Raw genomic sequence first — 21728 nt, 5'->3', positions numbered from 1 at the left:
GAGGAATCAGGCCGCCGTGCGCGGGACCTTCGCCTCGCGCAGGATGTCTTCGACGCAATCGTCGGCGCTCGTGCCTTCGATCTCGGCGTCCGGGTGGAGGATCAAGCGGTGGCGCAGGACGGCCGGGGCGAGCGCCTTGACGTCGTCGGGGGTGACGAAATCACGGCCCTCGCTGGCGGCCCGGGCGCGCGCCGAGCCGACGAGGCCAATCGAGCCGCGCGGGGAGGAGCCGAGGTAGACGGCGCGGTGGGCCCGGGTGCGGGCGACGATGTCCGTGATGTATTCGATGATGCCGTCGTCGACGCGCACCCCGCCGAGGGCCGCGCGCATGGCGAGGATCTCGTCCGCGGTGGCGATCAAATCGATGCCCGCGCGGTCGAGCTTCGCCGCGGAGAAGCCCTCGACGTGCTGGCGGAGGATCTGCTTTTCGACGGCGGGCCCAGGATACCGGACGTGCAATTTGACGAGAAACCGATCGAGCTGGGCCTCGGGCAGGGGATAGGTGCCCTGCGATTCGACGGGGTTTTGCGTGGCGATGACGAGGAACGGCTCGGGCAGGGGGCGCGTGACGCCGTCGGTGGTGACGGCGAGGTCCTGCATGGCTTCGAGGAGCGCGCTTTGCGTCTTCGCGGGGGCGCGGTTGATCTCGTCGGCGAGCAGGAGCTGCGTGAAGACCGGGCCCTGGTGGAAGACGAAGCGGTCCTCTTTCTGGTCGAAGACGTTGCCGCCGGTGACGTCGCTCGGCATGAGGTCGGGCGTGAATTGAATGCGGCGGAAGCTCGCGCCGAAGACCTGGGCGAGGGTGCGGACGAGCAAGGTCTTTCCGAGGCCGGGGACGCCTTCGATGAGGACGTGGCCGCCGGCCAGGATCGCGAGGAGCGTGGTCTCGATGATCTCGTCCTGGCCGAGCAGGACCTTGCCCGCCTCGCGGCGGATGCGATCGAAGGTGTCGCGGAAATGGGACAGGTTCATGCTTTTCGGGTCTTCTTGCGGGAGCGCTCGCGGGAGGTCTGGGCGAGGAAATGGTCGAGGGCGCGCATGACGGCGAAATCGGCCGCGGCCTGGGCCCTGTCCTTGCTCCGCGCGCGGCCGCGGAGCGAGGCGTCGCCGGCGCGGAGGGACGCGGGGGCCGCCTCTTTTTGCGCCTCGGTGGCCTCGACGAGGACGCTCATGACCTCGCCCGTGGGCTTGCCGACGCGGACGGCGACGGCCTCGGCGAGCCCGGACAAACCATGGCGGCCCTCGCGCGGGACACGCTCGCGGAGGCGCTCGACGGCCCACGCGGAATACAGGCCGAGGGCGTGGCGCGAGGCGCCGGCGCGGGCATAAGCGAGGCCGAGGGCGCGGACGTGGTCGGCGAAGGCGCGACGGCGATTCGCGAGCGGGTCGCGCAAGGCGCCGAACGCGCGGCCCTGCCAGAGGAAAAAGAGGCCGAGGAGCAAGAGGAGCTGGAGGAGGACCGGCAGGAGGCGCGCGCGGCTCAGGGTCTCGAAGGGCGTGTCGGCGCCGAGCGAGGTCCAGGCGTCGCAGAGGTCGACCTCGCGGTGGAGCGGGCGGAAGAGGGAAATCAAAAACGCCGCATTGTCGCCGGCCGTCAAGGCGACGTTCGTGAAGAGTTTGTCGTCGGCGAGGACGATGACGCGCCCGTCGCCGAGCTTCTTGAACGACGCATACACGCCGTCCGAGCGGGCGAGGAGCGGCTCGGCGTCCGTGAGCGAGAGCGAGGGCCCCGCCGGCACGGCGAGGACGATGTCGCCGAATTCGTATCGATACCCCGAGGAGACGAAGATGTCGCCTGCGAGGGTGCTGTCCGCGTCGAGGGACGCGCCGGTCCAGGCGGGCAGGTCGGCCACGCCCGCGACGACGAGATCACCGCCGGCCTCGACCCAATCTTGCAAGCGGCGAAAATCGGAAGACGAGATGTCGAGGTCCGGCAGGAGGACGAGGGTCGTGTCGTCCTCGTCGGGCAGTTTGTCGAACGGATCGCGACGATGGCGGAACTCCATGCCATACGCCGAGAGCATGGCGCCGAGGGCGTACGTGCCCGAGGGGGAGGCGTCGCCGCGGAAGGCGCCGTCGGATTCGTCGAGCGCGGCGACGCGGCCACAAGAGACGGTCGCGGAGAGGCCGACGATCACGGCGAGGATGCCGAGGGCGCGCGAGACGAGCGGGACGACGCGCTCGTGAATGCGAGCAAAGGCCTCGGCCGAAGGGGCGCGGGCGCCGAACTGGACGCTCTCCACATCGGCAACGATGATGCGCACGTCGGTTGCGATGTCGGGCCGGTCGCGGCGGAGCGTCCGCACGTAATCGCCATTCGTGCGAGATGCGTGAATCTCGATGAGCCCGTCGCCGTCGAGGCGGCGGAGGAGCGCGGCATACACGTCGTCGATCGCAGGCCCGAACGCGCCGCGCTGGGCCGACGCGCGGGCGCGGGTGAGCAGGCGCGCGACGTCGGTCTCGACGGGGCCGCGGGGCCCCTCGCGCCGCGGCCCCGGGGCATTCTCGGGCAGATCCTCGGGCGGAGGCTCGTCCTCGGGCGCGTCGCGCTCGGAGACGACGTTTTTCAGGACCATCCACGCGATGTAGGCGACGAAGCCGCCGAGCAGGATGAAAAAGAGGACCCGCGCGAAGCCACTCGCCGCGCCGGCGACGGCCGGATCCGGCGGCGGAGGCGGAGGCGGAGGTTTCGCGGGCTTCGGTTCGGCCTGCCCCTTCCCTTCCCCGCCGCTGCCCGGGCTCTTTCCGGGCGCATCGCCGGGTTTGCCCGGGCCATCCTGGCCGCCGGGGTTGCCCGGCCCCTCCGGGCTGCCGGGTTTGCCCGGGCCAGACGCGTCACCGCTGCCGTGCTGGCCTTGTTCCCCGCCGGGTTTGTCCTGGCCCGGCGTGCCCGCGCCGGGGCTGTCTCCGTCGCCGCCGGGGCCGCCCTTGCCCTGCCCGTCCGCGCCTGGCTTCCCATCACCCGAGGCGCTGCCGGACGATCCCTCGAATCGGCGGACGGCCACGCGATCGTCGCGCCCGGAGGATCGTCCGGCCAAACAGCGGGAGCCCGCCTTGCAGCTCGGGGAGATGCCGGGCGGGGGGCCGCCCTTCTCGATCGGCGCAGGCTCCTTGCGGCATGCGGCAGGTAGCGACGGACAAAGCGCGCTCTCGTCGTCGAGGAGCGGGCAAAAGGCGCGCTCGTCGCCGCTGAGAGGATAATCGTCCTCGTGGCAGAACCGATAGCGGTCGTCGGCGAGGACCTCGCGGACCCGCTCGTCGGCGTTGTACACCGGGCTCGCGCCGAGGACCGAGAGGAGCACGACGAACTTGATCACGCGGCCCTCCTGCGCTCCTGCTCGGCCCGCGCACGGATGGCGGTGAAACGGAGCTGGATGTCCCAGCCGTCCTCGCGCGTGCGGGTGTCGATGTAATAGAGAAACCGCGCCGTGGAGACGAAGGGCACGGCCAGGAAAAACCCAGCGAGGGCCGCGGGCGAGCCGCCGTCATGAAAAAGCCAACCGAAAGGACGGCCGAACTGAAGGAGGTCGTTCACGAGGCCATCGAAGAGCAGCTCCGCCGTGAGGACGCCGCCGAGCCGCGCGCCGAGGAGCATGAGGAGGACGAGGAACGCGTCGCCGCTGCGCATCGAGACGAGGCGCTGGGCGCGCTCGTGCGCGCGCGTGCCGGAGAGGCCTTCGAGCAAGCAGGCCTCGTCGAGGAGCAAGAGGCGAATGCCGACGAACGGCAGGGTGAGGAAGAGCGTGATGGCGGCGATCAAGAGGCCCAGAAATCGAATGACGAACGAGCCGAGGAGCGCGCCGAACCGCTTGCGAAAGAGGGCAAAGACGGCGCGTGGGGTGATCGACGGCGAGAAGATGATCTGGCTGACGGCGACCGTGAAGAGCGCCTCGACGAAGGGCACGGTGAGGAACGCCGCGAGCCAGACGAGGAGCCAGGATGCGTCGAGCGCATAACGGAGCGCGAGGCAGCCGGCGAGGAGCGGGACGATGGCGAAGAGGGTGAGCCGCGCGTAAAGCGAGAATGCGAGGGAGAAGCAGAGGCGAAACGCGAGGTCCATGACCTCGGTGAGGCTGCGGGGGCGCAGGACGATGGCGGAATCGCCGAGGTTCAACGGGCCCTCCCGCGCTCACGGCCGGCGAAGAGGAAATAGGCCGTGACGAGCAAGGAAAAGAGCGCCGCGACGGCCCATTTGACGGGCGGCGGCGCGGCCGAGGGGGACCAGAATCCCTCGATGCCCGCGGCGATGAGCAGCATGACGGCCGCGCCCACGACGAGGCGAACGATGTCGGGCGCGCTCTCGCGGAGGGAGCCGAGGCGCGTGCGGCCGTGGGTGACGACGAGGGAATGCCCCATGCGGAGCCCCGCCGCGCCCGCAATGAGGATGGCCGTGAGCTCGAAAGGCCCGTGGCCGCACATGAACGTGCCGATGTTCCCGCCAAACCCGGCCGCCGTGACCCAGCCGGTGACCATGCCGATGTTGAGGCCGTTGTAGATGAGGTAAACGACGCTGCCGAGGCCGTAGAAGATGCCGGTGGCGAAGCAACGAAACGCGATGCCGACGTTGTTGTTGACGTAAAACCCGGCCATCGCGGAGTCGGCCCCCTCGCCGCGGCCCTCGTCGAAGCCCTTCGAATACATGTCGGCCATGCCGTCGAGCATGCTGCGCGGGAGGATCTGCGAGGCGGCGTCGGGGACGAAGAGCGCGAGGACGATGCCAATGGCGCATGGAATCAGGAAGAGCGCCGAGGAGAGGGCGAAGAACGAGGCATTCTTGCGGAGCGCGCGGGGGAAGTCGCGGGTGAGGAGGGACCAGAAGGCCGGGATGCGGAAGGGCTCGGCCCCATAAAGGGCGCTGTGCGCGCGGCCGGCGAGGTTGTCGAGGTACGCGACGAGGTCGGGCGTGCAGCGGGCGCGGCAGAGGACGAGGTCGCCCGAGAGGGCCCGATACAGCGCGGCGGCGCGCGAAATCGAGGGGCCGTCGAGGTGGTGGAGGGCCTCGGCGCGCGAGATGAGGTTTTCGAGCTCGCGCCAATCCGCATTCCGCGCCGCGACGATCTCGTCCTGGCTCTTCACAAGGGCCTCCTGCGCTCGCTGGCGCGCGCGTGGAGCAAGGCGAGGAGGCGCGCGGAGTCCTTGTTGCGGATGCCCAGGCGGCTCGCGAAGATGGGCGCGACCATGGCCGCGAGCTCTTCCTCGCGCGCGGGGCCGAGGCCCTCTTTGCGGCGAAGAAAGAGCTCGATGGCCTCGAGCTCGTCGCCCGAGAGCGGGAGGCGCTGCGGGAGGCTCGAGAGCTCCTTCGGCGTGGGCGGAGGATCGATGCGGAGCGTCGAGGCGACGGCGCGGCGCTCCTCGACGACGACCATGGTGCCCGCGACCATGTCGCCGAGGCGCCGAAAACGGCTGTCGCGCGCCATGACGACGAGGCCGATGGCATACCCCAACGGGAGAAAATCGGCGGCGCGGAGGAGGTTGCGAAGGAAGCTGTCGCCGACCCGCAAGGGATGGCCATGGACGGAGACGACCCGCAGATCGAGCGCACGTTTGCCCGGGGTGCGGCCATTCCAGGCGATCTCCCAGAGCGTGTAATACAGCCACTCCAGGAGGAAATGGATGACGAGGAGGAGCCCCGCGGAGAGCTCGGCGACGGCATCTCCGACGGCGAAGCCGCCCATGAGCGCGAAGATGGCGAAGACGAGGAGGATGGCGGCGCGAACGAGCCAGTCGAGCACCCAGGCGACGACGCGGCGAGCCGGGCCGGCGATGGGGTAATGGAACCGCACGTGCTCGGGCGTCTCGATCTCCGCGGTGGTGTCGATCGGCTGGAGGCGTCGGGCAGGCTCCGCCATGGGGGCGGATGACATCACATCACAAGCGAGGGGTGGGGGTCAAACGACGTCGTCGTCGCCCTCGGTTGCCTCGGCATCACGCGGCGCTTGCTCGTCGGACACGTCATCGACGATCCACGCGACCTCGGCCCACAAGGCGTCGAGATCGAGCTCGAGCCCTTCGCATCCAGGGAGCCTCAGCTTGCCCTCGGCGGCGGCATCGAGGACGTAACGGCCGTCCGCGCCGAGCTCGTGGAGCTCGAGCACGCGCGCCTCGGGGTCGACGAGCAGGTAGAGCTTGACACCGAAGTGGGCGTACTCCGCGCGCTTGTCGAGGCGATCGCGCCGGATGTCGCGCGGGCGCGGGGAGAGAACCTCGACGACGAGCAGAGGCGCGGTGCGGGAGAGAGAGCCGCGTCCGAGGCGCGTCCCAGGGGCGTACATGGAGATATCGGGCTTGCGTCCGTGTGTCTTCGAAACGCCGAGCTTGTGGTCGGAGCCGAGGACGGCAGCGCGGCGCTGAGACGCCCATCCGTGGAGCGTGGCGAGGAGCCAGGCCACGACGGCCTCGTGCAGGTGATTCGGCACTTCTTCGTCCTCCAGATGGCCATCGACGAGCTCGCCCGGCTCGTCCTCGTCCATATCGGCCCACGCCTCGAGGGTCATGGGTTCCGGAGGGAGGATCTCGGCGGTCGCGAGAGAGCGCATACCGCAGTGTACCATGCAGAGAACGTGGGGCACCACCGCCGCTCCGAAGAAACGGGTGGTCCGGATGTTCCCGGTCAAACCCCCGCAGTTTGGAGCGCGAGCGCAATCGCCGCGACGAGCAGCAGCGCGCCGAGCGCGACGGCGACATACAGCAGAAGGCGCCTGGGTTTCGCGGGCGGCGCGCTCGGCGTGACCGTCGCGGCAGGCGCGGGCGCGACCATGGGCATCGCGCGCGTCTCCGGCGGGAGGGGAAAGCCGCGCTGCTGGAGCCAGGCGCAGAGCGCTTCGTGCATCTCCGCGGCTGTCTGGAAACGGGCGTCGGGGTCGCGCGCCATCGCGCGGCGGATGATCGCCGAGAGCTCGAGATCGAGCGAGGGCAGGCGTTCCTCGGGCGGCGGAGGATCTTGCGAGACCACGCGGAACGCGAGCTCGACCGCGTTTCTCACGTCAAACGGGACCTTGCCCGTGACGGATTCGTAAAGGATGACGCCCGCGGAATAGACGTCCGTGCGCGGGTCGACCTTGTCGGAGCTGCGGATCTGCTCGGGCGACATGTACATCGGCGTGCCGACCATGGCCCCGGTGCGCGTGAGGGCCTGGCCCGCGTTCGAGAGCTTCGAGGCGCCGAAATCGAGGATCTTGAGGAATTCGCGGCCGGCCGGGCCAGGCACGAGGAAGAGGTTCGCGGGCTTCAAATCACGGTGCACGATGCCGAGCGCGTGCGCCTTCGAAAGGCCGGCGAGGAGCTGCGCGACGAGCGAGGCGGCCTCCTCGGCCGGGAGCGGGCGGCGCTTTCGCAAGAGGTCGGCGAGCGTGCCGCCGTCGAGGTATTCGAGGACGATGAACCGGCCCTCGGGGGCCGCGCCCGCGCCATACACGAGGACGATATGCTCGGAGCCGATGCGGCTCGCGGCCTCGGCCTCGCGCTCGAATCGCTGGATGATTTCGGTGTTCTGGGAGAGCTCGCGGTGCAGGAGCTTCACCGCGACGCGATGGCCCCGCACGTCGTCGACGGCCTCGTACACGGCGCTGACCGCGCCCTCGCCGAGGAATCGCACGACACGAAAGCGCCCCGCGACGAGATGACCAGGCTGGAGCTCCATGGTCTCTCCGTCAGGCCTCCAGGACGACGGCGCTCTTCGGTTCCCAGCCCACGACGACCGAGGTGCCCGGCTCGATATGGCCGTGCGTGGCCGGCGGCTCGGTCGCGACGACACGCTCGCCGCCCGCGAGACGCACGACGGTCTTCCAGACGGAGCCGACGAACACGGTCTCCTCGACGGTCCCGGGGAGCGCGACGTCGGAGGCTCCGCCGTCGCCCGCCTTGCGCACGGTGACCATTTCGGGGCGCACGCTCAACGAGACGCCGCGACCCGCTTCGAAGACGGCGTCGGGCTCGATCGGGATCCGCGCGTCGCCGAGGGAAAACGCGTGCGCGGAGCCCTCGCGCTGGACCTCGCCCGCGAGCAGGTTCGTCTCGCCGATGAAATCGGCGACGAAGCGGGTCTTCGGGCGGTTGTAAATGGCGACGGGCGCGTCGATCTGCTCGATCCGGCCGCCGTTCATGACCGCGACGCGGTCGCTCATGGTGAGCGCCTCCTCCTGGTCGTGCGTGACGTACACGAACGTCATGCCGAGCTTGCGCTGGAGGCTCTTCAGCTCGAATTGCATCTCCTTGCGGAGCTTCAAATCGAGGGCGCCGAGCGGCTCGTCGAGCAGGAGCACGGTGGGGCCATTGACGATCGCGCGCGCGACGGCGACGCGCTGCTGCTGGCCGCCGGAGAGCTCGCGTGGCTTGCGCGCGGCGAAGGTGTCCATGCGGACCATGGCGAGGACCTCGGTCACCTTGCGCTCGATCTCGGCCTTGGGGAGGCGCTTCTGCTCGAGGCCATACGCGACGTTCTGGCGCACGCTCATGTGCGGGAAGAGGGCGTAGCTCTGGAAGACGGTGTTGACGTCGCGCTTGTAGGGCGGGAGCGCGGAGACCTCGCGGCCGTCGAGGTAGATCTCGCCGGAGGTGGGCATCTCGAAGCCGCCGATCATGCGGAGCGTCGTGGTCTTGCCGCAGCCGCTCGGGCCGAGGAAGGTGAGGAATTCGCCCTTCTCGATGGATAGATCGAGCGATTTGACGACCTCGACGTCGCCGAAGCGCTTGACGACCTTGCGTAGCTCCACGATGCCCAAAACGATTACTCCTTGTCGCGGCCGCCGAGCGCGGTGCCGAGCAGGATGAGGCCGATCGATCCGGCGAAGACGAGGGTCGAAATGGCGTTGACCTCGGGGGAAATGCCCCGGCGCATCATGGCCCAGATCTGAATGGGGAGGGTGTTGTCGCCCGCGATGAGGAAAAACGTGACCGGTATCTCGTCGAGCGAGAGCGTGAACGAGAGGAGCGCCGAGCCGATGATCGCCGTCTTGATGTTCGGCAAGACGACCTTGAAGAAGGTCGTGATCGGCGGCGCGCCGAGATCCGCCGACGCCTCTTCGAGCGAAGGATCGAGGCGCCTCAAGCGAGCATAGACCTGCGTGAGCGTGATGGCGATGAGGAAGGTGCCGTGGCCGATGAGGACGGCGAGGAGCGATACGGGGACGCCGATGAGCGGAAAGAAGCTCAACATGGCGACGCCCGTGACGATGCCCGGCAAGGTGAGCGGCAAGAGGACGATGCGTTCGAGGATCCGTTTGCCCGGGAAATCGTGGCGCGCGAGCGCGATGGCGCCGGGGACGCCGAGGAGGAGGCCGATCGAGGTGCCGCCGAGCGCAACGAGGAGGCTGATGCGCAGCGCCCCGATGAGCTGCTCGTCCTCGAGCATGATGCGATACCAGCGCAAAGAGAAGCCGCGCATCGGGAAGACGTTCACCGCGTCGGGGTTGAACGAATACACGACGACGACCACCATCGGCAGGTAGATGAACGCGAGGACGGCCGCCGCCGCGGCGCCGACGAGGAACGTGGGCAGATCGAAGCGGCGCTTCAACGCGCGCCTCCGAGGCGACCGCGGCCCGATTCGAGGCTCGCGAACGATTGTTCGACGCGGGACGTCGTCTCCAGGAGCGCCACGACCACGACGAGCAGGACGATTCCGACGACGGAGCCGAGGGGACGATCGTTCGAGGTGCCGAAGAGGTTCTGCACGACGTTCGAGATCATGAGGTTGTCGGTGCCGCCGAGCAGGACGGGCGCGAGGAAATCACCAAGCGAGAGGACGAACGCGAAGGTGCCGCCCGCGATGATGCCGGGGAGCGAGAGCGGCAGGACGACGCGGAAAAACGTGGTGAGGCGGCCCGCGCCGAGGTCCTTCGAGGCCTCGACGAGCGAGCGCGGGATCTGCTCGAACGCCGTGTACACCGGCATGAGGACGAAGGGCGTGTAGATGTGGACGAGGCCGATGATGATGGCCCACTCGCTGTAGAGAAAGGCCTCGACGGGCGCGTCCGTGATCTTCGCCCATTGCAGGAAGGAGTTCAGGATCCCCTCGCGGCCGAGGATGATCTTCCACGCATACGCGCGGACGATGTAGCTCACCCAGAGCGGGACGATGATGAGGCTGTAGAGCAGCTCCTTCCCGCGGCGCACCTTGAATGCAATGAAGTACGCGAGCGGCACGCTGAAGAGCACGGCGAGGCTCGTGACGGTCAGCGCGATCTTGAACGTGTAGAGCAGCGTGCTGCGATAGAGGGTCTTCGTGAAGAAGGCCTTCCACGGGTCGAGCGTGGGCTCGAAGACGACGTCGCCGAGGTCGTTCGTGGCGAGGAAGCTCTGCACGAACAGCGACAGGTACGGCACGACGAGGAAGCAGAGAAGCCAGAGCGCAGGGGGCAGGACGAGGAACAGGAGCGCCCGCCTCTTCGGCGGGGTTTGCGTGTGATCCGATGCCTTCGCGGCGGGCGCCGTGTCCATTCGTGTTCGCCTACTTCGCGCTCTTCACCTCGTTCCAGAGCTCGTTGTACTTCTTGCGCTCCTTCACGTATTGCCAGAAGTTGAGGCGCTTGAAGTACGTCTCGCCCTCGGTGACGCACGGGCTCTTCTTGAGGTCCTCGGACATGTGCTCCTTGGCCTTCGCGTTCGCCACGCAATACCCGCCCGTCGCCTCGAAGACGAGCGCCTGGGCCTTGGGCGTCGTGACGTAATCGAGGTACGCGAGCGCGAGGTCCTTGTTCTTCGAGGACGAGGTGATCATGAGCCGATCGATCCAGCCCGTCGCGCCCTCCTCGGGGATCACGCCCTTGAGGTTCAAGCCCTCCTTGTTGAGCGTGCCGACCGTGAGCGGCCAGCCGACGGCCAGGACGACCTCCTTGTTCTTGAAGAGATCGTTCAGCTCACCCGCGGTCGCCCAGTACTTGCGCACCTGGGGCTTGAGCTCGACGAGCTTCTTTTTCGCCTCGGCGAGCTGCTCGTCCGTCATGTTGTAGAGCGCCGCCTGGTTCGTCTTGTCGAGCCCCATGATCTGGCCGACGAGATAGATGTTCGAGATGTCGTCCCAGAGGCTGACCTTGCCCTTGTATTGCGCGTCGAAGAAGACCTTCCAGCTCTTCGGCTCCTCTTTCACGACGTTCGCGTCGTAAATGAGGTAATCGGGGCCCCAGGTGAAGGGGACGCCGTATTGCTTGCCGTCCTTCTTCGTGTCCTCGAGGTTCTTCAGCGCGTCCGCGAGCTCGCCCCAGCTCGCGATCTTCGCCGTGTCGATCGGATCGACGAGGCCGCCCTGCACGAGCGTATACGCGACGTCGGAGGACGGCGAGACGATGTCGAACACGCCGGGGCTCGACTTGAGCTTCGCGACGAGCTCGTCGCTCGAACCGAAATAGGTGCCCTTGACGGTGACGCCGTATTTCTCCTCGAACCCCTTCGTGAACTTGGGATCGGCATACCCCTCCCATGCGAGGATGTTCAAGGTTTGTCCCTTGAACTTCGCGGCAGGGTCGACGGGCTTTGCCGCCGCCGAGCCCCCGGGCGCCGCGCTCCCCGTCGGGGCAGCGCCCTCCGGCTTTTTCTCGCCCTGACAGCCGAGCGCCACGATCCCGAGCACGGCGAGGCCCGCCGCCGATACCCACGAAGACAAACGAATCATCGCGAATCCTCCAATCCCACGGACGGGTTCATCCCCTGAACGAAATGACGGTCTTGCGCTCGCTGTACTCTTCCATCGCGTAACGGACGCCCTCGCGGCCGAGACCGGACTCCTTCACGCCGCCATAAGGCATGTGATCGGCGCGATAGGTGGGGACCTCGTTGACCATGACCCCGCCGACCTCGAGGTCCTCGACGGCGCGACGCGCGACGCGCAAGCTGTCGGTGAAGATGCCCGCCTGCAGGCCATACTTCGAGCGGTTCACGGCGTCGATCGCCTCGCCGACGTCGCGGTAGCCGAGCAGGTTGACCACGGGGCCGAAGACCTCCTCGCGCACGATCGCGAGCGCCTCACCCGGACGATCGATCACCGTCGGCTGGATGATGTTGCCCTCGCGCTTGCCGCCGCAAAGCACGTTCGCCCCGACCTTCTGCGCCTCGTCGATCCACGCCGTGATGCGCTCGGCCGCCTTGCCGTCGATGACCGGGCCGACGAGCACACCCTCGCCGCGCGGATCGCCCGTCTTGATACGGGAGACCTCGTCCAGCAAGAAGCCGCGGAACGCCTCCTCGACGCTCTCCTCGACCCAGACGTTTTGCACGGAAATGCAGACCTGGCCGGCATACGCGAATGCGCCGTGCGCGACGCGCGAGGCGGCGCGGACGAGGTCGGCCCCGCTGTGCACGATGACCGCCGCATTGCCGCCGAGCTCGAGCACGGTGCGCTTGCCGCGCGCCATGCCCTGGATGCTCCAGCCGACGGGAGCGCTGCCCGTGAAGCTGACGACGGCGACGCGCGGATCACGAATCGCGCGGCCCGTGACCTCGTTCGGCGCGGTGATCGTCTGGAGCGCGCCGAGCGGGATCGTCTCGCGGCTCTCGGAGACCTCGTTCGCCGCCGCTTCGAAGACCTCGGCGAGCAAGCGGACGGCGCCCGGCGTCTGCGGCGCCGGCTTGACGAGCACGGGCGCGCCGATCGCGAGCGCAGGCACGACCTTGTGCGCGACGAGGTTCAGCGGGAAGTTGAAGGGCGTGATCGCGAGGACCGGCCCGCGCGGGACGAAGAGGCTCGTGCCCGGCTCGTAGGCGCGGCCCGCCGCGTCGATGTCGATGGGGAAGACCTCGCCGCCATACCGCTTGGCCTCCTCGGCGCCGACGGTGAACGTCGTGATCGCGCGGGAAACCTCGGCGTCCGCGAGCGTCGCGGGTTTGCCCGCCTCCTCGACGATCGACGCGACGAACTTCGCCCGCTCCTCGTCGATCCGCCGCGCCATCGCGGCGAGCAGGCGGCTGCGCAGGTACCGGCTCGTCTTGCGGAAACGCGTCTGCGCGGCCTTCGCGGCCAAGAGAGCGCGCTCCATGAGGTTTTCGTCCGCCTCCTCCGCGACGGCGACGATGCGGCCGCTGAAGGGCGACTTGATGGTGTGCGTACGGGACGATTCCCGCCACGCGCCGTCAATGAAGAGCAGGTGCCGGCTCATGCGCTCCTCGCTTTGTCAACGATCGGGGCTTCGGGTCGCCGTTCGGCGCCCTCCGCCCCGAACCCCAGTTCGGAAAGCCCCGCTTCGAGGACCGCGAGCCCCTCGTCGAGCTCGTCGTCTTCGAGCGTGAGCGGCGGGGCCAGGCGAATGACGTTGCCGTACGTGCCAGCGCCGAGGACGACGACGCCGTGCTGATAGCAGTACTTCGCGAGCGCCTGCGACGAGGCCTTGTCCGGCTCCCGCGTCTGCCGGTCGCGAACGAGCTCGATGGCCCGCATGGGGCCGATGCCGCGCACGTCGCCGACGACCGGAAAACGCTCTTTCCACGCGAGGAGGCGCGCGCCGATGCGCTCGCCGACTTCATGGATGCGCTTCAAGAGCGCGCCGCCGTCGGCCTCGAAGCGATCGAGCACGGCGAGCGCGGCCGCGATGGCGACGGGGTTTCCGCCGAACGTGCCGCCGATCGCGCCCTCGACGGGCGCATCCATGATCTCGGCGCGACCCACGACCGCGGAGATGGGCAGGCCCGCGCCGAGGCCCTTCGCGAGCGTGACGAGGTCAGGCTCGATGCCGTAGTGCTCGCTCGCGAAGAGCGCGCCCGTGCGGCCGAAGCCCGTCTGGATCTCGTCGACGATGAGCACGATGCCGTGCGCCTTGCAGAAGCTCGCGAGCTGCTTGACGAAAGGCACGGGCGCGTCGACGAAGCCGCCCTCGCCGAGGATGAGCTCGATCACGACCGCGGCGACGTTGTTCGCGCCGATGTGGTGCAGGACGAGCTCGGAGAGCTCGCGCATGGCCCACACGGAAGCGTCGGGCTCGGGCGAGCGGTAGGCGTAGGGGAACGGCGTGCGGTAGACCTCGGCGCAGAAGGGCGCAAAGCCCTGCCGATAGCCGACCTTGCTGGTCATGCTCATCGCGAGGTAGGTGCGGCCGTGGAAGGCGTGGTCGAAGACGACGACGGCCTGCCGCTTCGTGTGAGCGCGCGCGATCTTGACGGCGTTCTCGACGGCCTCGGCGCCGCTGTTCGCGAGGAAGGCCTTCTTCGCGAAGGCGCCGGGCGTGAGGCGGTTCAAGCGCTCGCAGAGCGTGACGTAGCCCTCGTACGGGACGACGTTGAAGCTCGTGTGCAAGAACCGCTCGGCCTGGTCCTTCACGGCCCGCACGACGTCCTCCGGCGTGTGGCCGAGGTTCGTCACGGCGATACCCGAAGCGAAATCGAGCAGTCGATTGCCGTCGACGTCCTCGAGTACCGCCCCGTGCGCCTTCGCGACGAAGATGGGCGTGCCGTGGAACGGCCCCCGGGCGACCGCCGCGCGACGCTGCTCCATGAGCGCCCGGCTCCGAGGCCCCGGGATCTCGGTCTTCAATTCGATCCGCATGCGGTCTCTCCCAAAAATGCCGGCTAGTACCAGCCGAGCGGGGCTTCGTCCAAGTTGATGTTGACCTGCTTGGTCTCGAGATACGCCTCGATCCCGTAGAGCCCGAGCTCACGCCCGGTGCCGCTCTGCTTGTAGCCGCCCCAGGGCATCTCGTTGAACGTCGGGTGATACGTGTTCACCCACGTGATGCCCGCGCGGAGCTCGCGGATCACGCGGTGCGCGCGCGTGAGGTTCTTCGTCCACACGGCCGCCGCGAGGCCGTACTCGGTGTCGTTCGCGAGCGCGATGGCCTCCTCCTCGGTGTCGAAGGGCAGCACCGCGAGCACGGGCCCGAAGATCTCCTCGCGCGCGATGCGCATCGAGGGCTTGACGTCGACGAAAATCGTGGGCTCGAGGAAGTGCCCGCCCGCGAGCGCAGGATCCGCCGGGCGCTTGCCGCCGCAGACGAGCCGCGCGCCCTCCTCGACGCCGATGCGGATGTACGACTCGACCTTCTCGCGATGCGCGGCCGAGACGAGCGGGCCCATCTTCGTCGCGGGATCGAGGCCGTGGCCGACCTTCACACGCGGGATCTTCTCGACCATCCCGGCGACGAGGCGATCGTGGATCGATCGCTCGACGAGCAGGCGCGATCCCGCGGAGCAGACTTCGCCCTGGTTGGCGAAGGCGCCGAAGAGCGCGCCGTCGACGGCGGCCTCGAAATCGGCGTCGGCGAAGACGATGTTCGGGTTCTTGCCGCCGAGCTCGAGCGTGACCTTCTTCAAGTTGCTCGCGGAGGCGTGGAGGATCTTGCGGCCGGTGACGGTGCCGCCGGTGAAAGCGACCTTGTCGACGCGCGGGCTCTCGGCGAGCTCCTCGCCCGCGCCGGCGCCGGGCCCGGTGATGATGTTGACGACCCCCGGCGGAAAACCGACCTCGGTGAGGATCCGGCCGAGCTCCAGGGCCGTGAGGGGCGTCAGCTCCGAAGGTTTGAGCACACACGTGTTGCCGGCCGCGAGGGCGGGGCCGAGCTTCCACGCGGCCATGAGGAGCGGGTAGTTCCAGGGGATGATCTGGCCGCAGACGCCGAGGGGCTCGCGGACGACGAAGCTCAGGCTGTTGGCGGGGACGTTCATCGTCTCGCCGGCGATCTTCGTGGCGAGGCCACCGTAGAACTCGAAGCAGTTGGCGGCGTCGGCGACGTCGAACTGGGCCTCGGCGAGGGGCTTGCCGCAGCTCTGGACCTCGAGGCGCGCGAGGGCGTCGGCCTCCTTGGTGAGGGCCTCGGCGAGCTTGAAGAGGAGTTTTCCGCGTTCGAGCGCGGTGGTTTTGCGCCAGGGGCCGCGATCGAAGGCCGCGCGCGCAGCATCGATGGCGGCCCGCGCGTCCTCCCGGGAGGCCTCGGGGACCGTGGCGACGATCTCGCCATTGGCCGGGTCGCGAAGCTCGCGCGTCTGACCGGAGACGCTGTCCACCCAATTCCCACCGATGAGCATCTGATAGCGTTTCATTGCGCGGGCCCTCTCCTCCCCTCGGAAGGCGGGCAGTCTACCCGGGAAGAGGGTTCCAGCGGGAGAAAAAAGGCGCGCGGGCGGACGAGGGAGCGACGCGGACGGACCGGGTGGGCATGACGCGAGGCGCGAGGCGCGAGGCCGCAGCGCGGGTGCGACGGGACGGTTTCGGCTGTTTGGCGGCGGTGCCCGCGTGTTCGGCTCACCAGGGCAGCGGTTGCCAGGACAAGTGAGATCAGGCATGTAGGTCCCGTTCGCAAGGAGAGAGCTGCGTGGACGAAAAGGACCTGATCGAAGCAGGCAAGGTCGTGGTGGAGTCGACAGCGCTCGCTGTTGCTGTGAAAAAGGTATATCCGGACGCGCTTCAGCCCTTGACCAAGCAGGTCGGCAATACGCTGGAGACTGCCGGAAGCCTCATCAATACGGTGCTGCGGCCGGTGAAATCCGCTGCTCTCGGCGTCAACCTGGTGTTCGACAAGGTCGATGCGTGGCTCACCGAGAAGCTCAAGAACGTTCCCAAGGAGAAAATCGTCGCGCCACCGACGAACATCGCGGCCCCCGCCATGCTGCAGCTCGCATTCATCTCGGAGGACGAGGAGATGAACGAATTGCGCAATCTTTACGTGGAGCTACTCGCGACGGCCATGAATACCGACCGTCGCAAGCTGGCGCACCCAGCGTTCGTCGACATCATCAAGCAGATGACGCCGGAAGAGGCGAGGATGCTGCAAAAAATAGCCAGAGACATCTCGTCACAATCGGTCGGAGACAAGCCCACGTATCCGATCATCGAGTACAGAAGAATAGACAAGGGGCAGGAAGGGTATCATCCAATCGGACGCATTTACACGGTCGATGGTGATTGCGGCACGCTCCTGGACGACATGAGACCGTTGGACAACTTCCAGAGACTCGGCATCATCACAATCGACTTCACGACATATCTCTCCGATTCCTCACGATACGAACCGCTGCAGAATCTAAAAGGACTCAAATCGGTCGAAGCACGCGCGAAGAAAATGGGCATCACTGTGGACACGGATAACGGAACGATCCAGGTGACGGACTTCGGTCGTATGTTCATCATCGCGTGTACGGGAATCACGGAGACGAAAACGCCGACCTGATCCGGGTTCCCGACTCACCCCCCGACCTTGCTCCGCTCCTCCAGCGTCGCAATCAGGATCGGCAGCATCATCCGATCCTTGGCCCGTCCGACCTTGGCCTTCACCGCAATCAACGTCGGCAGATCGAGCACCCGAAGCGTTCGCCCTTCGTCTACGACCGACTCGCTGTGCGCCAGCAGTTCATCGTACCCGGTTCCCTCGTCGAGCTCGCAGAGCGGATCCAGAGGCCCGAGGGACGTGGAGAGATTGACCTGTCCGCTCCCGGCAAGCATCTCCGCCGTCGGGCGTAAGCCTCGGTTGGCCAGATCGTATCGCATCGTTGCATCGAGCTGAGCAGGAGGTCGAGCAGGCGCGCGACGTTTTCGGGCGTTCTGCGGTGAACGATATCGAGATCGCTGGTCGTGATCGGCGCGCCATGGATCACAGCGGCTGCTCCTCCCACGATGATGAACTCGACTCCTGCATCACAGAGCCGAGCAAGCAGCGCCGGCAGGTCAGCCGCGCTGGGATGCCGCTGCATCGCGAATCCTGGCGAGGGTCTGCATCATCCGGGATGCGGAGCGCAACCGGTCCCAGGGCGACAGCTGAAGGGAGAGCAGGATCAGCGTGCGGTCCACGTCGACGACTGCGTCGCGGACGTCGGGATCGAGCTCGGCGATGAGCGACCGGGCCTGCGTCGCCGCTGGCAAGCTCGTCGGTTGTTCTTGGAGCAGGCTACCCACACCTTCAACCTAGCACGAGCTGTCCGACGAGAGCAGCTCCCGTGGAGCCTACTCCCCCACCCCCTCCGCCGCCTCCTCGGCCACCCCCGTCCGACTCACCTTCCGGAAAAACTGATCCGCCCAATCCCGCGGCAGCCCTCGCTCCCGCGCCCGGACCGACAATGCATCGTGCAATCCATCCCGCTCGCGCGTGAGCCCCTCGGCGAGCTCTTCCCGGCCGATCCGCGCCTCGCCGCGCACCGTGGCGACGGCCGTGGTCCGCTTGAGCGCGGCGGCGGCGGCCTTGGCCCAAGGCTCCAGGGCGGGGCGGTGCTTGTCGACGATGGGGTCCTTCGATTCGAGCCACGCACCCACGCGCGCGACCTGCTTGGGCAGCGCTTGCCGGACGAATCTGCTGACGGAGACCGAAAAGAACTGCGTCCACCGCGCCGCGCTCCGGTTCTTGTTCACGGCGAGGTAAAGCTCGTCGCCAAACCGCTCGCAAGCTCGGTCGAGCCGACCATTGGCCACGACCCGCGCGGCGTCCGCGTCCGCCAGCGCCTCCCGCGCCGAGCGTTCCTTCGTCCGCACTTCGTCGACCCTTTCGAGCCAGCCGTCCGTGAGCGATAGAAGATCCTGGGCGTCGGGGTCGGCCTTGAGGCCGGAGCGCGTGAAAAAGACCTCGGTCTCCACTTCATCGAGAGGCAGCGTGGGCGGGATCTTGCGGGGATAGGACATGGGAACCTCCAGAAAGGGGTGACGTGCGAGACGTCGTGATACGGCGACGAGGCAGACGCTCCGACCGAGGCGAGCATGCTACGGGAGCACACTCCCGACGGAAGATTCCCCCGCGAGCATCACGGGACCCGCGTGCAACGGTTGCAAAGCACGATGTGCACGTGCAAAGCGCCGCTTGCACGCGTTGCAAGCGGCATTCGGTACGCTTCGAAAGGCGTTTGCATCGCTTGCAAGCGGCGTTCGGTACGCCCTGAGAGGCGCTTGCAACGCGTGCAGGCGGGTCTCGGAGCGGTCGAAGTGCCGTTTGCAACGGTTGCAAACGGCACCCGGAGCGTCACCGATGGCGTTTGCACGCGTTGCAAACGGCGATCGGTCGAATCACTGCCTCGTCGCGTCCCACCGCCCGCCGTCGGCTTCACTCTGGAAATGGCCCCAGGTCCCGGCGAGGTTCGGGTCCGCCGTGGAGCCGCGCCGGAGCGAGGCGCGGCCCGCGGAAGGGCGCGGGAGGAACGTCATCCAGGTGCAGGAGAGCTGCACGCTCCCCGCGTCCTTCACGCAATCGAGGCGCCCCGGAGCGCCTGCATCCTGAAAGCTGCAAGCCACCATCGAGGCGGTCTCCGAGCATTGCATCGGCCCTCGCGTGCTCGCGTAGTTGCCCGTGAACGAGACCGGAGCGGCCGGCACCTGCGGCGCGGCCGGGGGAGGCGTCGTCGTCGTGGGGAACGGGAACGAGGGGATCGGAAAGGGCAGGCTCGGCAAAGGCAGGCCCGCCACGGGGAACGGGAAAGTCGTGCCGGGGAACGGCAGGCTGAGCTGCGGCACGGGCAGCTCCGGCGCTCCGCCGCTCCCGTAAAGCACCTGGATCGCAGCCCGGTCGAGCTGGGAGAGGCCTTCACGCTGGCCGATGTTCGCATTCGCGACCCGGGGGACGATCGTCGGCCGGCCGGTCTGGCTGAACGCGTGGGCCGAGTAATGCATGATGCTGTCGTAATCGTAAGGGCCGATGTCCTGCCCCGCCCCGCCCCGCTGCTCGAAATCGTGCCGAAATTGAGGATGGATCTCGTTCCACATGATGGTGACGTGCTGGTCGCGATCATTGCGCGATTGCTCGTGGAAGAAGCCCGCCGCGTGCAGGACCTCGTGGACGAGGCTGCCGCGCGCGCAGTCGGCGACCTCGATTTCCTGCGGGCCCCCGACGCGGCCGACGAACGAGCTGCACCCGCTGCCCTCTCCGCTGTTGCGGAAAACCACGTAATCGGCATCCGCCGCGCGGGGGCGGAGCTTGAGCTGCGTGGTGTTCACGTGGGAGACGGCCCAGGCGATCGATTCGGCCGTGGCGGGGAGGACGGAGCCGTCGATGACATAAGGGATCTCGCCCCGCGGCCAGAGGTCCGAGCGGTTCTGAATGCCCATCGCGCCCTTGATCTCCCCGGTGGGGCGCGGCGGCGTCCCATACCGGAAGGGCACGAGCGTCGCCGGGCCGAGCCTCATGTCGCCCTCCATGACGGCCTGTCCGTCGACGACGTCGAAGCCCACGAGCTGCCGGGCCACGTTGTTGGCGAGGTAGATGAGCGCGCTGCCGAAGCGCCGAGGCGCGGCCGGGCGGTAGGCCTCGGCCTGCTGCGAAGAGGCTTGGGGGGAAAGGCCCGCCGTTCGAACCGGCGCGGAGGAAGAGCCCTGGCTGCACCCCGCGGCGGAGACGAGCAACACGAGCGCACCGGAAAGCGAACGAAGCCTTTCGCTCATGATCGAACTATTCCAGGCATGGGGCGCAGGTTCCAGGAAATCCGCGCAAGGGCTCGACGAAGGGTGTACGTTGCGCGGGCCATGGTCTCCGCATTGCGTCAAGCGCTCTGGATGGTCGTCCTCTTCACCGCCGCCTGCGAGCCGAGCGCGACGCAGAGCGGCACCACCGTCCCCGTCGGCACGACGACCGAGGAGGCGAACCCGGACGCGCCGCCCGTCACGACGGGTAGCCCCGAGGAATCAGCCGCGAAGACCGGGGAAAAGACGCTCTTCGTCCACGAGGAGAAGGTCGACTGCATGGGCGTGGGCCCCATGCGGTGCATGCAAGTCCGCGAGGCGGGCAAGAAGGAATGGGAGCGCTTCTACGGGAGGATCGAGGGGTTTACGTACGAAGAGGGGTACGCGTACGAGCTGCGGGTGAAGGTGGAGACGGTGGCGAATCCGCCCGCGGATGGGTCGTCGCGAAGGACGGTGCTCGTGAAGATTGTATCGAAGACGAAGCCGTAGGAGCACGCGCTGAGCCCGAAGGAAAAGGCTACTCCGCGAGCACCTCGGCCATGGAGCCGACCGTCGCCGCCCGGACGAGCCAGCGCTGGAGCGTTTCGAGCTCGACGCAGGACCGGACGCGCTCGCGTTCATCGTCCGAGCAATGGATTCCCCGGGCCGCGACGATGGCGAGAAGGCCGTTCTGCAGGCTCGTGAGGGCTTGCTCGGTTTGTGCCTCGGCCTGCTCCACCTTCGCCTCCAGGCTGTGCATCATGCCTTTCAGGCGCCCGATGAGATCGTCCGTGCCGAAGAGCGCAGCCATTCCGTAAAAAAACTCGAGCTTGCCGTTCTCGATGGCCAGGTCGAGCCCCAGCACGCCTGAGGCATGACGCCCCCCCTGCGGCACGAGACGCTGATAACGGCGCGCCTCGGGGCTCGGCAGGCGGTAGCCGTGAAGCGCTTGCTTCTTGCGGTCGTAGACGAAATATTCAGGAATCCCGAGGCGCGCGTAACGCTCCACGTTGTCGACGAGGTCCTTTTTGCGATAGCCCTCGTAAAGGACCTCGATGACGAGGTCGAGACCTCGCCCCTCATCCGCCACGACCCACGCCATCCGCTCGTCGTCCTCGGGCTGGGGGACGTCGAGGACGGCCAGGATGTCCGGACAGAACGCGCGCTCGCCGGGGTAGAGGACGTTGAGCTCCTCGGCCAGATAGATGCGACGGTCGATCGCGTCGAAGTGCCTACGGAGGCGATCGGTCGCGCGGCGCTTGGCGAGGTTGTGGGGCTGGCCGTTCCCCATGGTGAGGCGGGGATCGGAGAGCGCGTCGATCACCTCGACGAGGAACTTGTGCCGGGCGTCCGGCGTCATCGCACGCCACGCCTCCGCCGAGGGCGTCACGGGCGGCTCAGGCAGGGGCGCGTCGCTCTTTTCGGCCGGAGGTGCCATGCACCGAGGATACCACGTCCGCCC

21 protein-coding genes are annotated in these 21728 nt (G+C 67.9%); 2 read left to right on the top strand and 19 right to left on the bottom strand.

Annotated elements, in window-relative coordinates:
* Window positions 1–6 precede the first annotated feature (6 nt).
* The 14 genes from QHF85_RS21185 to QHF85_RS21120 all read right to left on the bottom strand — a co-directional run bounded on the left by QHF85_RS21185 (window position 7) and on the right by QHF85_RS21120 (window position 15957).
* Window positions 7–972: a MoxR family ATPase gene (locus tag QHF85_RS21185; RefSeq protein WP_281329064.1), complete on the bottom strand. Its 966-nt coding sequence runs from the start codon at window positions 970–972 to the stop codon at window positions 7–9.
* Window positions 969–3317, bottom strand: a complete 2349-nt coding sequence (locus tag QHF85_RS21180; RefSeq protein WP_281329063.1) for a DUF4350 domain-containing protein — start codon at window positions 3315–3317, stop codon at window positions 969–971. The genes QHF85_RS21185 and QHF85_RS21180 overlap by 4 nt, the downstream gene beginning before the upstream one ends.
* Window positions 3314–4114, bottom strand: a complete 801-nt coding sequence (locus QHF85_RS21175; RefSeq protein WP_281329062.1) for a hypothetical protein — start codon at window positions 4112–4114, stop codon at window positions 3314–3316. The genes QHF85_RS21180 and QHF85_RS21175 overlap by 4 nt, the downstream gene beginning before the upstream one ends.
* Window positions 4111–5076 (bottom strand): stage II sporulation protein M, encoded by a 966-nt coding sequence (locus QHF85_RS21170; protein ID WP_281329061.1) that lies wholly within the window; start codon window positions 5074–5076, stop codon window positions 4111–4113. The genes QHF85_RS21175 and QHF85_RS21170 overlap by 4 nt, the downstream gene beginning before the upstream one ends.
* Window positions 5073–5849, bottom strand: coding sequence for an RDD family protein (locus QHF85_RS21165; protein WP_281329060.1), 777 nt, complete (start codon window positions 5847–5849; stop codon window positions 5073–5075). Before QHF85_RS21165 ends, QHF85_RS21170 begins: the two co-directional genes overlap by 4 nt.
* A 39-nt stretch (window positions 5850–5888) precedes the next feature.
* Window positions 5889–6494, bottom strand: coding sequence for a Uma2 family endonuclease (locus QHF85_RS21160; RefSeq protein ID WP_281329059.1), 606 nt, complete (start codon window positions 6492–6494; stop codon window positions 5889–5891).
* A 116-nt stretch (window positions 6495–6610) separates the two neighbouring features.
* A complete protein-coding gene (locus QHF85_RS21155) occupies window positions 6611–7639 on the bottom strand; it encodes a serine/threonine-protein kinase (RefSeq protein WP_281329058.1) in 1029 nt (342 codons plus the stop codon).
* A gap of 10 nt (window positions 7640–7649) precedes the next feature.
* Window positions 7650–8711 (bottom strand): ABC transporter ATP-binding protein, encoded by a 1062-nt coding sequence (locus QHF85_RS21150; RefSeq protein WP_281329090.1) that lies wholly within the window; start codon window positions 8709–8711, stop codon window positions 7650–7652.
* Window positions 8712–8725: 14 nt separating this feature from the next.
* Window positions 8726–9514 carry an ABC transporter permease gene (locus QHF85_RS21145; RefSeq protein ID WP_281329057.1) on the bottom strand — a complete coding sequence of 263 codons (789 nt, stop codon included), beginning with the start codon at window positions 9512–9514 and terminating at the stop codon, window positions 8726–8728.
* Complete coding sequence (locus tag QHF85_RS21140) at window positions 9511–10437, bottom strand: ABC transporter permease (protein WP_281329056.1); 927 nt, start codon at window positions 10435–10437, stop codon at window positions 9511–9513. Before QHF85_RS21140 ends, QHF85_RS21145 begins: the two co-directional genes overlap by 4 nt.
* Before the next feature lie 10 nt (window positions 10438–10447).
* Window positions 10448–11608, bottom strand: a complete 1161-nt coding sequence (locus QHF85_RS21135; RefSeq protein WP_281329055.1) for an ABC transporter substrate-binding protein — start codon at window positions 11606–11608, stop codon at window positions 10448–10450.
* A gap of 28 nt (window positions 11609–11636) precedes the next feature.
* Window positions 11637–13088: an aldehyde dehydrogenase family protein gene (locus tag QHF85_RS21130; protein WP_281329054.1), complete on the bottom strand. Its 1452-nt coding sequence runs from the start codon at window positions 13086–13088 to the stop codon at window positions 11637–11639.
* Window positions 13085–14467: a 4-aminobutyrate--2-oxoglutarate transaminase gene (gene gabT, locus QHF85_RS21125; RefSeq protein WP_281329053.1), complete on the bottom strand. Its 1383-nt coding sequence runs from the start codon at window positions 14465–14467 to the stop codon at window positions 13085–13087. The genes QHF85_RS21130 and gabT overlap by 4 nt, the downstream gene beginning before the upstream one ends.
* Window positions 14468–14490: 23 nt before the next feature.
* Window positions 14491–15957 (bottom strand): aldehyde dehydrogenase family protein, encoded by a 1467-nt coding sequence (locus tag QHF85_RS21120; RefSeq protein WP_281329052.1) that lies wholly within the window; start codon window positions 15955–15957, stop codon window positions 14491–14493.
* Between the two features lie 272 nt (window positions 15958–16229).
* Here QHF85_RS21120 and QHF85_RS21115 point away from each other — a divergent pair, with 272 nt between their 5' ends.
* On the top strand, window positions 16230–17084 hold the full coding sequence (locus QHF85_RS21115) for a DUF4393 domain-containing protein (RefSeq protein WP_281329051.1): 855 nt from the start codon (window positions 16230–16232) through the stop codon (window positions 17082–17084).
* A 14-nt stretch (window positions 17085–17098) separates the two neighbouring features.
* On the opposite strand, the gene QHF85_RS21110 is transcribed toward QHF85_RS21115, so the two are convergent.
* The 4 genes from QHF85_RS21110 to QHF85_RS21095 form a co-directional block, all read right to left on the bottom strand.
* A complete protein-coding gene (locus QHF85_RS21110; protein ID WP_281329050.1) occupies window positions 17099–17401 on the bottom strand; it encodes a hypothetical protein in 303 nt (100 codons plus the stop codon).
* 177 nt (window positions 17402–17578) lie between these two features.
* On the bottom strand, window positions 17579–17806 hold the full coding sequence (locus tag QHF85_RS21105; protein ID WP_281329049.1) for a hypothetical protein: 228 nt from the start codon (window positions 17804–17806) through the stop codon (window positions 17579–17581).
* A gap of 48 nt (window positions 17807–17854) precedes the next feature.
* Window positions 17855–18523: a hypothetical protein gene (locus tag QHF85_RS21100; protein WP_281329048.1), complete on the bottom strand. Its 669-nt coding sequence runs from the start codon at window positions 18521–18523 to the stop codon at window positions 17855–17857.
* 378 nt (window positions 18524–18901) lie between these two features.
* Window positions 18902–20269 (bottom strand): M12 family metallopeptidase, encoded by a 1368-nt coding sequence (locus QHF85_RS21095; protein WP_281329047.1) that lies wholly within the window; start codon window positions 20267–20269, stop codon window positions 18902–18904.
* An 81-nt stretch (window positions 20270–20350) separates the two neighbouring features.
* Here QHF85_RS21095 and QHF85_RS21090 point away from each other — a divergent pair, with 81 nt between their 5' ends.
* Window positions 20351–20776, top strand: a complete 426-nt coding sequence (locus QHF85_RS21090; RefSeq protein ID WP_281329046.1) for a DUF4377 domain-containing protein — start codon at window positions 20351–20353, stop codon at window positions 20774–20776.
* Window positions 20777–20804: 28 nt separating this feature from the next.
* Here the strand turns inward: QHF85_RS21090 and QHF85_RS21085 are convergent, their stop codons facing one another.
* The gene (locus QHF85_RS21085) at window positions 20805–21704 is read right to left on the bottom strand and encodes a Uma2 family endonuclease (protein WP_281329045.1); all 900 of its coding nucleotides are present in this window, start codon (window positions 21702–21704) and stop codon (window positions 20805–20807) included.
* Between the last annotated feature and the right edge of the window lie 24 nt (window positions 21705–21728).

It is taken from the genome of Polyangium sp. 6x1, from assembly GCF_029946515.1.
Classification (GTDB): domain Bacteria; phylum Myxococcota_A; class Polyangia; order Polyangiales; family Polyangiaceae; genus Polyangium.
Note: the sequence above shows the minus strand (reverse complement) of the source record. Positions and strands in the feature narration are given on the sequence as shown.